This window comes from Meiothermus sp. CFH 77666, from assembly GCF_017497985.1.
Classification (GTDB): domain Bacteria; phylum Deinococcota; class Deinococci; order Deinococcales; family Thermaceae; genus Meiothermus.
This window is the reverse complement of record NZ_JAGDFV010000006.1, coordinates 70,954-84,419: the sequence shown is the minus strand read 5'-3', so window position 1 is coordinate 84,419 and position 13,466 is coordinate 70,954. Positions and strand designations below refer to the sequence as shown.

Below are 13,466 nucleotides of genomic sequence, written 5' to 3'. Positions count from 1 at the left end.
CCATCTGGCCTCGGACGAAGGCGGGGGTAGCTTTGAGCGCAGGGCTTGACCGGCGCAGGGTATACCGCGTTTTGCAGGAGAACCTTGGCGACCTCGAGACGCTTGTTTCGGGGCGCATCACTTCCGCCATGTCCTGGGCTGTACGGTCGCTCATCCGCGTCCGTAGTAGGCGCCTCGAGGCCCTCACCCGGGTGTTTGTGCAGTTGTTATAGCGTCCAATGCCTCCCAAAGTTGCAGAATGACCGGATGCAGGGTGCTAAGGTGGGTCGCACGCAGGCGTTGACCTCTGGCCTCGAGCCTTCCCTCTCCGATCAGTTTCGCTACGGTGGGAGCCAGAGCGGGCCAAAGCTCCAGTCCCGTGCGTACCTCGAGGCTCCCCACATCCACCCCCTCCCGCAGCCGCAGCCCCAGCATCAGGGCTTCTTTGGCGTGCTCGAGGGGGCTAATTTCTTCTGTTGCAGGCGCTTCCCCTGCCAGCCAGCGCGGAAGTGGTGGATTGGTGGCGCGGATGGCGTACAGGGCTTTTCCCGCTTGTGCAGGCAGGTGGGCCGCCGCCCCCGGCCCCAGCGCCCCCCAGAAGCCCAGTTGCCAGTACACCTGGTTGTGCTGGCTTTCCTGGTGGGGCAGGGCGAAGTTGGAAACCTCGTAACGGACAAAACCGGCCTCTCCAAGAATTTCCTCGGCTTGTTCGAAAGCGCGGGCCTCCTGTTCCTCGTCGGTTTGCAGGTTGGCCAGCGCAAAGGGCGTGCCGGGCTCAATTTGCAGCGTGTAGGCCGAAATGTGCCCCACGCCCAGCGCACGGGCTTCGCGCAGGTCGGCCTCGAAGTCCTGTCCGGGCAGGCCCAGTATCAGGTCCAGCGAGGTGCGGAAACCGGCTTCCAGGCTCATCTCCACCGCCTTCAGGGCGCCTTTGCGTCCGTGGGCCCGGCCCAGGGTTTTGAGTACATCGTCCTGGAAACTTTGCACCCCCAGCGAAAGCCGGTTCACCCCCAGGCCCCGCAGGAGCTGCAGCCGTTCGGTATTGAGCGTACCGGGGTTGGCCTCCAGGGTGACCTCGGCCCCGCCGATGTCCCAGGGCAGGGCGGCAAACAGGGCCCGGAGTTCAGCGCTCCGCAGGAAGCTGGGGGTGCCGCCGCCTAAGTAAAGGGTTCTGAGAGGCCCTGGGTACTGCTCATACAGGGCTCTGGCCTCTTCGGCCAGCCGCTCGAGGTAGGCCGCTACCACCCCGCCGTGCCGCCTGACTACGTGAAAATCGCAGTAGGGGCAGATGGTAGGGCAGAAGGGAACATGTACGTAAAGGTGTTTCAAAGGTGTGCCTCGACCCACTCCACAATGCCGCGAGCGACCTCTACTGCATCCAGGTAATCGTCGTAAGTGATGGGCGGATGGGTTCCTGGGTAATGAAGTGCTATTGCAAAGGGGGTTAGCTCAACTGCCCGCAAAACCTCAGAAGGTAAAGCCTCTCCGTGCTGTTGCAGCAAATCAAGTAAGAGACCCAGGTTATGCGTTTTAGGGAAGGCGATGCCACGGGAAATACAAAGTGCTTTAAGAGCTTTCTCTGCCTCCTGTTGGGCATTGTATCCAAGTTCCTCCAGGAAGATTTCTGGACTCGGCTTTACCTGAGCCAGTGCGAGACTGCTTTTTGCTCGGGCCAGCCAGGTTTGTGGGTGGCTCGGGTCATGCGGCATACAGCACCTGCCCCTCCCGCAAGGCAGCCGGAAAAATGGTCATCCAAGCGTTTTGATAGTTCCTGAGATCCTCCGGACTGGCCAGTACCACTTCAATGTCCAAACCAAGCCCAAGAAGCGCTTTGTGAAGCTTTTTGTATGTGGCAAGGGTTTTGTCCTCCGCCGGCACAACTACCAATAAGTCATAGTCGCTGTCCGCGCGGGCACTACCACGGGCTCTCGAGCCAAATAGAATAATCTGCTCAACTGGAACGGTGGCCGTGATGCGGGCTATAGCCGGCTCTAGTTCAGGGTAGTTCACGTTTTCAATATAGCGTCTTTCGGAAAAAAGCCTCCGCTCGTTCCATCAGGAGGGTGAAGTTCGAATTGCGAAAAGTGTGGCCCGCACCGGCATAGGTAAAACACTGGTGGGAAACGTTGTTTTTCCGTAGCGCCGCACAAATTTCACCGGCCCAGGCGTAGGGGGTCTGGGTATCGGCGGTGCCGTGGTGCACCTGCACCTGGGCCCGGATACGGGCGTAAAAATTGATGGGGGAGATTTGCGCCAGGGTCTCGGGTGGCGTGTTGAGCTCGTTGCAGCCGCGCTGACGGTTGGTGAAAACAAAGCAGATCTGCCGGGCATTCTTCAGGTCGTCGCCGTGCATGGTGCCGTAGAGCAACACCGCCCGAATTTGCGGGTCGAGCACCGCTACCCGCTGGGCTATGCCGCCGCCCATGCTGTGCCCCATCAGCCCCACGCTGGGCAGGGCTTTTTCCAGCGCTCCACGCCCCGCCTGGGCCCGCACAATTGCAGCCAGGTCGAGTATTTCCCGCGCATACAGCACCCTCGAGGCCCCTTGCTCGGGGCTCCCCTGCGACAGGCCGTGCCCGCGCAGATTGGGGTGAATGGTAACGAACCCGGCCCGGGCCAGGCTGTCGGCATAGCGGGTGGTGTAGGCCAGGGTGCGGTAGATGGCGGGGTTCACATACCCATGAATCACAATCACTACCGGAAAGCGCCCTGCTGTGTTGGGCACGTTCATGAAGCCGTACATGGTCAGGCCATCGGAGGGGTAACGCACCAGATAGCGGGTAAAGCTGGGGTTGCGCTCCAGCACCCGCTCGGCCACCAGCGTTCCGCCGCCGTAGCGAAGGCGGGTGAGTTCGGGAATCGTGGCAACACCCTGTGCAAAGACCCCTGAGGCCCACCCGATTGCGCTAAAAGCCAGGATTACGCCAAAGAGCCGCATTGGATAAAAATACCCTTTTGGTGGGAATGGCGGGTTATCCAAAGGCACATTCGTTACAAACAACCCTCGCATAATGGATTTCAGGAGCCATTCTGGGCGTAATCCGTCACAGAACCAGGTAACGGGTGCATGTTACACTGAGCCTACTATGGTTGAGCCTGCCATCGCACTCTTTGGGAGCGCCTACCAGAAAGCTTCGCAGGTTCTCGAGGAGTTGTTACGCGAGAGCGGGGCACGTTATGCAATGCTGCTGGATCGCAAGGGGTTTGTGCTGGCCCACAAAGAAGCCCTCTGGGCGCCCAGGCCTCCAGCGCTGGACTCGCTGGCTACCCTGATCGCCGGTAACGCCGCCGCCACCCAGGCCCTGGCCAAAATGCTGGGCGAGCCCCGCTTCAACGAGCTGCTGCATCAGGGGGCCACCCACGGCCTGTACGCTGAAGAGGTGGGCGAGCTGGCCTTGCTGGTGGTTATCTTCGACAACTCGGCCCCGGTGGGCCGGGTTAAGCTGTTCGGCAAGCGAGCGGTACAGGCCCTCGAGGTCATCACCCGTGACGCGGTGGTGCAACCTGGAACCCTCGGGATTGATCATGAGTATCGGGATGGGGCCAGTGCCCTCCTGGACGAACTATTTGGGAACTGATATGAGCACGATTAACTTTGCCGCCAGGGAGATCAACTTCAAAATCGTTTACTACGGCCCCGGCATGTCCGGCAAGACCACCAACCTCAAGTGGGTCTTCCAGCAGGTGCCCCAGAACCGCAAAGGGGAGATGGTCTCGCTGGCGACCGAAGACGAACGAACCTTATTCTTCGACTTTTTGCCGGTGGATCTGGGTGAGGTGAAGGGCTTCAAGACCCGCTTCCACCTCTACACCGTGCCGGGGCAGGTTTTTTACAACGCCAGCCGCAAGCTCATCTTGCGGGGGGTGGATGGGATAGTGTTCGTGGCCGACTCCGCTCCCAACCGCCTGCGGGCCAACGCCGAGTCCATGCGCAACCTGCGCGAGAACCTGGCCGAGTACGGCATCAAACCCGAGGACATCCCCATCGTGCTCCAGGCCAACAAGCGCGACACCCCGGATGCCCTGCCGGTCGAGATGATTCAGGCCGTGATCGACCCCGAGATGCGCCTGCCCATCTTCGAGGCGGTGGCCACTACGGGGGTGGGGGTCTTCGAGACTCTTAAGGCGGTCAGCCGCCAGGTGCTCTCGAGGGTGGCAGCAGCCTCTTGATAAACCTCCATAATCCAGGCTCGGTGTTAGCTGGGCTTGTTACTTGGGTGCAGGCCCTACGTGCCTGGACTTTCACATTGTTATTCTGTGCGAAGTGGGGAACCTGCTGTGCTATGGGCCCCGCAATCGCCCTACCAACCCAGATTTGCTTCGTTGTTGATGGCGCCTTCTCGAGAGGATGCCGTGACCGCTATGCAGCAACACCGAAGATTTGGCGACTTGCGACTCGAGACCCGAGACCTGCCACAACATGATCCGTCTCGGCCTGCCGACCTGGGATTGGTATGCTGTAAGGGCATGAAAACCACTCCACTTCATCAAGCGCACCTGGCGCTGGGGGCCAAAATGGTTCCCTTTGCCGGCTATGAAATGCCCATCCAGTACACCTCCATTACCTCCGAACACCTGGCCGTGCGGGGGCTTGCGGGCATGTTCGACGTGAGCCACATGGGGGAGTTCTGGATACGGGGGTCGGGAGCACTCGAGTTCTTGCAGTACGCAACCCTGAACGACGTCTCCAAGCTCAAGGTGGGACGGGCCCAGTACTCCATGCTGCCCAACGAGCGGGGGGGCCTGGTGGACGACATCTACATTTACCGGACGAACGAGAACGAGTATTTGATGGTGGTGAACGCGGCCAACATCGAGAAAGACTGGGCTCACCTCAACAACCTGAAGGCAGGTTTTGAAGTGGAGCTCGAGAACGCCTCCGACTTCTTTGCCCTCATTGCCGTACAGGGCCCCCAGGCCGTAGCCGTGCTGCAAAAGCTCTCGGACACCGACCTGACCTCACGCAAGAAGAACGATACCTTCATGGGTAAGCTGGTGGGGAAGTGGGTGCGCTTTGCCCGCACCGGTTACACAGGCGAGGATGGCTACGAGGTGTTTGTGGCCCCGGACGAGGCCCGGGTGGTCTGGGAGGCTCTGCTGGGGGCGGAAGTCACCCCATGTGGGCTGGGGGCGCGGGATACCCTGCGGCTGGAAGCGGGTTTTCCCCTCTACGGCCACGAGCTGACCGACGAGACCAGCCCCCTTTGTACGCCCTTTAGCTGGGTGGTCAAAAGCCACAAGGAGTTTCACGGTAAAGAAGCCCTGCTAAAAAACCCCTGCGAGCGTCAGCTGGTGGGCTTGCAGGTGGAAGGGGGCATTCCCCGCGAGGGCTACCGGGTGCTGAAGGAGGGTCGGGAAGTGGGCATCCTGACCTCGGGTACACACTCGCCGGTACTGAAGAAGGGTATCGGGATGGCGTATGTGAAGTCAGACCTCACTGCTTTGGGCACTTCCCTGGACGTTGAAATTCGGGGCAGAATGGCAGCCGCAACCGTGGTCGAGACGCCTTTTGTTAAGTTGTAGTAAAAGCCCCAGGAACCCTGCCCCTGTGCTCAAGGCGGTGTTTGGCAATAAACTGACTGCCGAGGTGACATCATGAACTATCCTTCCGAGCTTAAGTACACCAAGTCGCACGAATGGGTTCGCCTCGAGGGCGACGTAGCCGTGGTAGGTATCACCGACTTTGCCCAGGATGCGCTGGGCGACGTGGTGTTTGTGGAACTACCGCAGGTGGGTAAGGTTGCCGAAGCGGGCGTCGCGGTAGCGGTGGTGGAGTCGGTCAAGACCGCCTCGGATATTTACGCGCCGGTAGCAGGTGAGATTATCGAGGTGAATGCTGCCCTGGGAGATAAACCAGAGCTGCTCAACCAGTCGCCCTATGGGGAAGGGTGGCTGTTCAAGATGAAGGTCAATCCTGCCGACGTGGAGGGGCTTTTGTCGGCTGCGGATTATCAGGCTGTAGCGGAAAGCCAGTGACTCTCTCGAATGTCTGGGGCGTTGTTCGTGGCGAATGTTTGATGGGTGCCATAGTTACTAGCGACCAGACCCGTAACCCCTGTAATACCATCTTTGATTGAATACTTTACATGCTGTAGGAGCGGTGGGTAGTGGTCTGGTAACAAAGTGTTTGAGATGCCTCCATTGAACCCAACTTCTGCTCTTGATTTCTTGTAGTCATTCCGAGGCGCACGCAGTGCAACGAGGAATCTGGCTCTGCAAAGGAACAGTGATTACAGTGGACTGAAGCACATCAGATTCCTCTCTTCGCTTCGCTACGTTCGGAATGAACCCATAAATTTACTTACCAGACCAGTAGGGAGCAGGGGGTAGGGGACAGGTTAGAGACCACTACCTAATGCCAACTCTGCGCGTGAGCGGCGCTAAACGCGCCCCTCCCTCGCCGCGCCAGGGGGCGCGTCCGAGGGACTTGTATATCGCTTTTGGGTCACTTCTGAGCAGATTCGGTATTACGTGTCGTTGAAAGTTGGTCATACACCTAAATACAGCGTGGTAGAGATACCCATACACTTCGATAGATTCCATGAGCTATGGCCCTAAAACCCCCTCCCTACCACGTAGGGAGGGCAGGGGAGGGTATTGGGCAAGACCCTGAACCGATCTGCTGTGAGAAGGCGCTGCTCAGCAACCCCACCTTACCTCCCCTACACGGTGGGGTGGAACGAAAAGGTTTCTGCTACGGCTTTTGCTAGAGCGTACTGCATAGTTCGTGCCGCAATGGACACTTTGTACGGGTATTTATACGACTGTGCACTAAAGTTGGTAAAACTGTACAACCGTCACTTTCAGGCCCAGGTCTGCATGGGCTATCATGACAATAGAAAAAGTAACCGGCTGCTGATGGGAGAGATGGGCCTGTCCCACGCCGAAGGAGCAACCGCCCCGGAATCTCTCAGGCAAAAGAACCACAGCAGCACAATCTGGAGAGAGGCGCCAGACGCCCGCCGACGGGATAACACTCTCAGGCAAAAGGACAGATGGGGTCGAGTTTCTTCGAGTGGCGAAGAGAGGAGACCCCATGCGTGAAAATCAAAAGCCCCGCTCCACCGATTTCTCAAGGCGCCACATTGGCCCCACCCCGGAAGACATCCAGGCGATGCTCGAGGCGGTCGGTGTTTCCACCCTGGACGAACTGATTGCCCAAACGGTGCCGGCCTCGATCCGCGAGAGCGTCCCCCTGGACATTGGCCCCGGTCTGAGCGAGACCGAGATGCTGGCGCGGATGCGGGCCATTGCCAATAAGAACCAGGTCTTCACCTCGCTGATTGGTCAGGGTTATTACGGAACCATCCTGCCCCCCGTAATTCAGCGAAACCTGCTGGAAAACCCGGCCTGGTACACCGCCTACACGCCCTATCAGCCCGAGATAAGCCAGGGACGGCTGGAAGCTTTGCTCAACTTCCAGACCATGATTGCCGACCTGACCGGCCTGGATATTGCCAATGCCTCGTTGCTGGACGAGGCCACTGCGGCTGCCGAGGCCATGGCGGTGGCAGAGCGCAGCTGTAAGCACCCACGCAAGGCGTTTTTTGCCGACAAGAACCTGCACCCCCAGACCCTGGCCGTGCTGCAAACCCGTGCCGAACCGCTGGGCTGGGAGCTGGTGGTGGGCGACCCGGAGGCCGACCTGCACCCCGAGGGGCTCTTTGGGGCCATCTTCCAGTACCCCGACACGCTGGGGCAGATCCGCGATCTGCGGCCATTTATCGAAAGAGTGCGGGCCGCAGGGGGCGTGGCTGTTGTGGCTGCCGATCTGCTGGCCCTCACCCTGCTGACCCCGCCCGGCGAGCTGGGGGCCGATATTGCGGTGGGTTCGGCCCAGCGCTTTGGGGTGCCGATGGGCTACGGCGGGCCCCACGCCGGTTACATGGCGGTCAAGGATGCCTTTAAGCGGGCCCTGCCGGGGCGGCTGGTAGGGGTCTCGATAGACTCGAGGGGCAACCGGGCCTACCGCCTGACCCTCCAGACCCGAGAACAGCACATCCGCCGCGAGAAGGCCACCTCCAACATCTGCACCGCGCAGGTCTTGCTGGCGGTGATTGCCTCGATGTACGCGGTCTACCACGGGCCGGACGGCCTGCGCGAGATTGCCCAGAGCATCCACGACAAAACCAGCGTACTGGCGGCGGGCCTCGAGCGCCTGGGCTTTGCGCGGGTCAACGCCCAGTTTTTCGATACCCTGACCCTCCGGGCCGAGGGCCGGGTCGAGGAAATCCTGAGCGAAGCCCGCAAGCGGCGCATCAATCTACGCAAGGTGGACGATGAGCACATTGGCATTGCCCTCGACGAGACCACCACGCCCGAGGTTATCGAGGCCGTCTGGGAGGCATTTGGGGGCCGCTTCAAGTACGCCGATTTGGCTCCCTCAAACCATCTGCCGGCAGGTCTGGTGCGTACCTCCAGATACCTGACCCATCCGGTTTTCAACCGCTACCACTCCGAGACCGAGCTTATGCGCTACATGCGCAAGCTGGCCGACCGCGACTTAGCCCTCGACCGGGCCATGATTCCCCTGGGCTCCTGCACCATGAAGCTCAACGCCGCCGCCGAGATGATGCCCATAAGCTGGCCGGAGTTTGCCAACCTGCACCCCTTTGCCCCCGCGGAGCAGGCCAGGGGCTACCAGGAACTTTTCGACACCCTGAGCTGCTGGCTGTGCGAGATTACCGGCTACGATGCCATCTCGCTTCAGCCCAACTCGGGCGCCCAGGGGGAGTACGCCGGGCTCCTGGCCATCCGGGCTTACCACCGCTCGAGGGGCGAGGGGCACCGTAATGTTTGCCTGATTCCCTCTTCGGCCCACGGCACCAACCCGGCCTCGGCGCACATGGCCGGGATGGAGGTGGTGGTGGTGGCCTGTGACGAGCAGGGCTATGTGGATTTGCAAGACCTCGAGGCCAAAGCTCGGCAACACGCCGAACATCTGGCTGCCGTGATGGTTACCTACCCCTCCACCCACGGGGTGTTTGAAGAGAAAATCCGCGAGCTGTGCGAGATTGTGCACCGCTACGGGGGGCAGGTTTACCTGGATGGGGCCAACCTCAACGCCCAGGTGGGGCTCTCGAAGCCCGGCCATTACGGAGCCGATGTCTCGCACCTCAACCTGCACAAAACCTTTGCTATTCCCCACGGCGGCGGCGGGCCGGGGATGGGGCCCATCGGGGTCAAGGCCCATCTGGCCCCGTTCCTGCCGGGGCACCCGGTGCTGGACGGCGGCACCGCGCCGGTGGGGCCAGTCTCGGCGGCCCCCTACGGCTCGGCCTCCATCCTGCCCATCTCCTTTGCCTACATCTGGATGATGGGCAGCGAGGGGCTGCGGCGGGCCACCGAGGTTGCCATTTTGAACGCAAACTATATCGCCCGGCGGCTCGAGCCCCACTTCCCGGTGCTCTACAAAAACGAAAAGGGCCGGGTGGCCCACGAGTGCATCCTCGACCCCCGGGCCTTCAAGAAATTCGACATCACCGCCGAGGACATCGCCAAACGCCTGATTGACTATGGCTTCCACGCCCCCACCATGAGCTTCCCGGTGCCCGGTACCCTGATGGTGGAGCCCACCGAGTCGGAGTCCAAACACGAGCTTGACCGCTTTATTCGGGCCATGATTGCCATCCGGGAAGAAATTGCCCAGGTGGAGCAGGGCGTGCTCACGGCAGAGGAAAGCCCCCTGCGTCATGCGCCTCATACCGTGTTGGACATTGCCGATGAACACTGGAACCGCAAATATACCAGGGCTCAGGGCTGTTTCCCCGGTGGGCAGTCGGCTCTGGACAAGTACTGGAGCCCGGTAAACCGGGTGGACAATGTGTACGGCGACCGCAATATTATGTGCGCCTGCCCGCCAGTGGAGGACTACGCCCAGGCCACGGACTGATACCAGCTTCAGCCCGATACCCAGCTATCAGCAACGCACAAGGTGGGAGTGGGCGTCAGGAAGTGGGTTGCGGTTTTCAAACGCCAGTCCCCTGACCCCTGTTCCCTGCTTGATGGGCGAAGTGTTCAGACAAAGATGGTTTGTGAGTATTCTCCAGTTATCTCTATGTGTCCAGCACAGCAAAACCTGCTATTCGGCGCAAACATTAAGTGTCTGGAGCAAGCACTTGTGAAAACCGCTCTATCCCCTGGCCTCGAGTCAAGCGCCAGGCTACCTGGTTGAGCGCTCTTTTCGGAGCCAGGTTCCCCAAAACCCTGACTGATATGCTGTAGCTGTGCTGCCTCCGCAAGCCCGACCCGACGCCTCCCTGCCCACCCGCGTAGTCTCGTCGCTGGTGGGGGTGGTGGTGCTTTTCCTGGTGTTGTGGGAAGGGCGCATTCTTATGTTTTCGGCTCTGGTTTTCATCCTGGTACTGGGTTCGCTCGAGCTGCGCTACATGCTCCGTAACAAGGGTATCGAGCTCAATATGGCCTTCCTGATTGGCGGCGGGTTGGTGATGCTTTTGTTCAGCCTGCCCCAACTCCATGACATCTACCCTGGGGTGCCCTGGCGGGAAATTGCCCTGGGGCTGGTGCTCATTGGGGCCTTTAGCTCTGAGCTGATCGTGGGCGCTAACATTCAGCGCTTCGCATACAGCCTGATGGCCTTCTTGTACCTGCCCTGGACGCTGGGTTTCTTTCTGTTGCTGCGCCACTCCCCAGACGGCACAGTGGGCCTCTGGATTCTCGCGCTACCCCTCATCAGCAGCTTTGCCAACGATATCGGCGGCTACTTTGTGGGCCGCTATCTGGGAAAGCGCAAACTGGCCCCTACCATCAGCCCTGGCAAAACGGTAGAGGGCTCTATCGGTGGCATCCTCACCAGTTTTTTGCTTTTGTTTTTGTTTACCGCCATCGTTCGTTCAGCCTATCCCGAAAGCCCCTTTGCCCTGTTCCGACCGGTGGAAATCTTTATTGTCAATCTGGTGCTCTCCTTTGCGGCACAACTGGGCGATCTGACCGAATCCATGCTGAAGCGCTTTTGCGGCGTAAAGGACTCCGGTTACTTCCTGCCCGGTCATGGGGGCCTGCTGGATCGGCTGGATTCGCACCTTTTCACGGTGCCGCTCACCTACTATCTGCTGACCATCTTTATTTGAGAGCGGTTCCCACGAATACCCCACACAGCATCCTTTGGATGCTATGGCGTGGGGGGTAAATTACGCTGCATCGCGTGTAGCGTAAATGTGGGAAACGCGATGAGCGTTCCTAAAAATCTATACCCTTGCAGGGCTGATTACAGACCTCTATCCCCAAACCAGTACACTGGCAAGAAGATGAGTGATATCCCCAAACGCATCGTGGTGCTGGGTTCTACTGGCTCCATCGGCACCCAGACGCTGGATGTGTGCCGCTGGCGGGGCTACCGGGTGGTGGGGCTGGTAGCGGGTAAGAACCTGGAACTGCTATCCCGGCAAATTGTCGAGTTTCAACCAGAAGCGGTGGCGGCCGATGCAAGCGTCCTACCCGAGTTGCGGCTTCGCTTTCCAAACCTGTACCTCACCGATGCACTCGAGGTAGCCGCCTGGCCATCGGATGTAGTCGTGGGGGCCGTTCCAGGGCTGGCGGGTCTGCCGGGGGTACGGGCCGCCGTGCAGCAGGGCCGTCGAATGGCCCTGGCCAACAAGGAAAGCATGGTGGCTGCCGGGCCGCTGCTCTGGCAAGATGCAGAACAGAGCGGCGCGGAGATTATCCCGGTGGACTCCGAGCACTCGGCCCTCTTTCAGAGCCTGGTAGGCGAGCCCTTCCAGGATGTGGCCGAGCTAATCCTGACTGCCTCGGGAGGGCCTTTTCTGCGCGAACCGGCTGACCTGTCTAAGGTTACCCCCCAGATGGCCCTCAACCACCCCCGCTGGAAGATGGGGCCCAAGGTGACCATAGACTCCTCGACCCTGTTCAACAAGGGCCTCGAGGTGCTCGAGGCGGTGCAGCTCTTCAAAGTTTCTATTGAAAAAGTGAAGGTGCAGATTCACCCCCAGTCCTATGTGCACTCGATGGTGCGCTTCCAGGACGGCAATATCAAGGCCCAGCTGGGCCCCACCGATATGCGCCTGGCCATCCAGTACGCCCTCACCTACCCCCATCGTCCCCCGACCCCCCTGCGCGACGCGCCCATCCCCGAGCGCCTGGACTTTTACCCCCCCGATACCCAGCGCTTTCCGGCCCTGGCCCTGGCCTACGAAGCTGGACGAAAGGGCGGCCTGGCCCCGGTCGTGCTCAACGCCGCCGACGAAATTGCAGTCGAAGCATTCTTGCAGGGTCAGATCGGCTACCTCGGGATTCCCAGGGTGCTGGAAAAAGTGTTGCAGCAGACCCCCAATGCGCCCCTCACCTGGGACAATGTGTACCAGGCCGACCTCGAGGCCCGCGAACGGGCTCGAGAATTGCTCAACGTGAAGGCATAACCATGTGTAGAAAACCTCTCCTGAACCCTGACCTCCTGCGCTTGACCCCTGGTGTTTTGCGGAGTACAGCATGAGCCTCCTCTGGTTTCTCCTGATTATTTCCATCAGCATCTTCGTGCACGAGCTAGGGCACTACCTGGCAGCCCGCTGGCAGGGGGTGGGGGTCAAGAATTTCGGGGTGGGCTTTGGCCCCACCCTGCTCAAGTTCGACCGCTGGGGCACTACCTGGCGGCTCAACGCCATTCCCCTGGGCGGCTACGCCGAGATTGAAGGCATGATGCCCGGCGATAGCCACGGCTATGCGCGGCTCCCGGCGCTGGGCAAGTTCTTCATCCTGGTGGCCGGGGTGGTGATGAACCTGCTCCTGGCCTGGGGTGTTCTGGCGGCCCTCGCCTCCATCCAGGGCGTGCCTCAGACCCGGGCCGAGGTGACCGAGGTGCTGCCGGGCAGCCTGGCCGAGCAGGCCGGTTTTCGGGTGGGCGACCGTATTCTGAGCCTGAACGGAGTCAAGCTCGAGTCCTACGACCAGGTTACCCGCTTCCGCCAGACTCCGGGCGAGAAGGTTTTTGTGGTGTTGCGGGATAACCAGGAAGTAACCCTGCGCTTTAACTGGGACAACATCCAGGGCAGGCTGGGCATTGTCTACCGGGCCGAGCTGATTGGTTACACCCGCATCAACTTCTTCCAGGGCCTCAGCCGGGCCATTGGCGAAACGGTGGTGGCGGTACCGCGATTTGTGCAGGAATTCGTGGGGAGTATCGCCCGTATCCTCTCGGGCCAGCAGGCCCAGGGGGTGGCCGGGCCGGTCGGCATTGTTAGCATCACCGGTCAGGCCGCCCAGCAGGGCTTGAGTACCCTGGTGGGATTGCTGGCGGCTATCAACCTGTCGCTGGCGGTGTTTAACCTGCTGCCCATTCCTGGGCTGGATGGGGGGCGTATCCTGGTGCTTGTGGCCAATGTCCTCACCGGCGGACGTATCAAACCCGAGACCGAGGCCCGGCTCTCCTATGGCGGCTTCGTGTTTTTGATTCTGCTGATCGTGCTGGTGACTATCAACGATATTCGCAACCTGGTTGGTGGGTAGAATAACCC

Annotated in this window: 13 protein-coding genes and 1 riboswitch; of the genes, 9 read left to right on the top strand and 4 right to left on the bottom strand. The window is 60.4% G+C overall.

What is annotated here, in order from left to right; all coding sequences use genetic code 11:
- The first annotated feature begins 32 nt into the window (after window positions 1–32).
- Window positions 33–212 (top strand): hypothetical protein, encoded by a 180-nt coding sequence (locus tag J3L12_RS04985; protein ID WP_208013936.1) that lies wholly within the window; start codon window positions 33–35, stop codon window positions 210–212.
- Here the strand turns inward: J3L12_RS04985 and hemW are convergent.
- Genes hemW through J3L12_RS04965 form a run of 4 tightly spaced genes read right to left on the bottom strand, consistent with a single transcriptional unit; the run spans window position 184 to window position 2,917 of the window.
- Window positions 184–1,308: a radical SAM family heme chaperone HemW gene (gene hemW / locus J3L12_RS04980; RefSeq protein WP_208013935.1), complete on the bottom strand. Its 1,125-nt coding sequence runs from the start codon at window positions 1,306–1,308 to the stop codon at window positions 184–186. The two genes, J3L12_RS04985 and hemW, sit on opposite strands and share 29 nt — an antisense overlap.
- On the bottom strand, window positions 1,305–1,688 hold the full coding sequence (locus tag J3L12_RS04975) for a HEPN domain-containing protein (protein WP_208013934.1): 384 nt from the start codon (window positions 1,686–1,688) through the stop codon (window positions 1,305–1,307). Before J3L12_RS04975 ends, hemW begins: the two co-directional genes overlap by 4 nt.
- The gene (locus J3L12_RS16695; RefSeq protein ID WP_208013933.1) at window positions 1,678–1,989 is read right to left on the bottom strand and encodes a nucleotidyltransferase domain-containing protein; all 312 of its coding nucleotides are present in this window, start codon (window positions 1,987–1,989) and stop codon (window positions 1,678–1,680) included. The genes J3L12_RS04975 and J3L12_RS16695 overlap by 11 nt, the downstream gene beginning before the upstream one ends.
- Before the next feature lie 4 nt (window positions 1,990–1,993).
- Window positions 1,994–2,917: an alpha/beta fold hydrolase gene (locus J3L12_RS04965; RefSeq protein ID WP_208013932.1), complete on the bottom strand. Its 924-nt coding sequence runs from the start codon at window positions 2,915–2,917 to the stop codon at window positions 1,994–1,996.
- 148 nt (window positions 2,918–3,065) lie between these two features.
- Between J3L12_RS04965 and J3L12_RS04960 the strand changes: the two genes are divergently transcribed.
- The 8 genes from J3L12_RS04960 (at window position 3,066) to J3L12_RS04925 (ending at window position 13,458) form a co-directional block, all read left to right on the top strand.
- On the top strand, window positions 3,066–3,557 hold the full coding sequence (locus J3L12_RS04960) for a roadblock/LC7 domain-containing protein (protein ID WP_208013931.1): 492 nt from the start codon (window positions 3,066–3,068) through the stop codon (window positions 3,555–3,557).
- Between the two features lies 1 nt (window position 3,558).
- Window positions 3,559–4,149 carry an ADP-ribosylation factor-like protein gene (locus J3L12_RS04955; RefSeq protein WP_208013930.1) on the top strand — a complete coding sequence of 197 codons (591 nt, stop codon included), beginning with the start codon at window positions 3,559–3,561 and terminating at the stop codon, window positions 4,147–4,149.
- A gap of 297 nt (window positions 4,150–4,446) precedes the next feature.
- A complete protein-coding gene (gene gcvT, locus J3L12_RS04950; RefSeq protein ID WP_208013929.1) occupies window positions 4,447–5,502 on the top strand; it encodes a glycine cleavage system aminomethyltransferase GcvT in 1,056 nt (351 codons plus the stop codon).
- Between the two features lie 72 nt (window positions 5,503–5,574).
- A complete protein-coding gene (gene gcvH / locus J3L12_RS04945) occupies window positions 5,575–5,955 on the top strand; it encodes a glycine cleavage system protein GcvH (protein WP_208013928.1) in 381 nt (126 codons plus the stop codon).
- An 873-nt stretch (window positions 5,956–6,828) separates the two neighbouring features.
- A riboswitch (glycine riboswitch) is annotated at window positions 6,829–6,914 on the top strand.
- 101 nt (window positions 6,915–7,015) lie between these two features.
- The gene (gene gcvP / locus J3L12_RS04940; protein ID WP_208013927.1) at window positions 7,016–9,871 is read left to right on the top strand and encodes an aminomethyl-transferring glycine dehydrogenase; all 2,856 of its coding nucleotides are present in this window, start codon (window positions 7,016–7,018) and stop codon (window positions 9,869–9,871) included.
- 337 nt (window positions 9,872–10,208) lie between these two features.
- On the top strand, window positions 10,209–11,069 hold the full coding sequence (locus J3L12_RS04935) for a phosphatidate cytidylyltransferase (RefSeq protein WP_208013981.1): 861 nt from the start codon (window positions 10,209–10,211) through the stop codon (window positions 11,067–11,069).
- Between the two features lie 177 nt (window positions 11,070–11,246).
- Window positions 11,247–12,374, top strand: coding sequence for a 1-deoxy-D-xylulose-5-phosphate reductoisomerase (gene dxr, locus J3L12_RS04930; protein WP_208013926.1), 1,128 nt, complete (start codon window positions 11,247–11,249; stop codon window positions 12,372–12,374).
- 70 nt (window positions 12,375–12,444) lie between these two features.
- The gene (locus tag J3L12_RS04925; RefSeq protein WP_208013925.1) at window positions 12,445–13,458 is read left to right on the top strand and encodes a M50 family metallopeptidase; all 1,014 of its coding nucleotides are present in this window, start codon (window positions 12,445–12,447) and stop codon (window positions 13,456–13,458) included.
- Window positions 13,459–13,466: the final 8 nt, after the last annotated feature.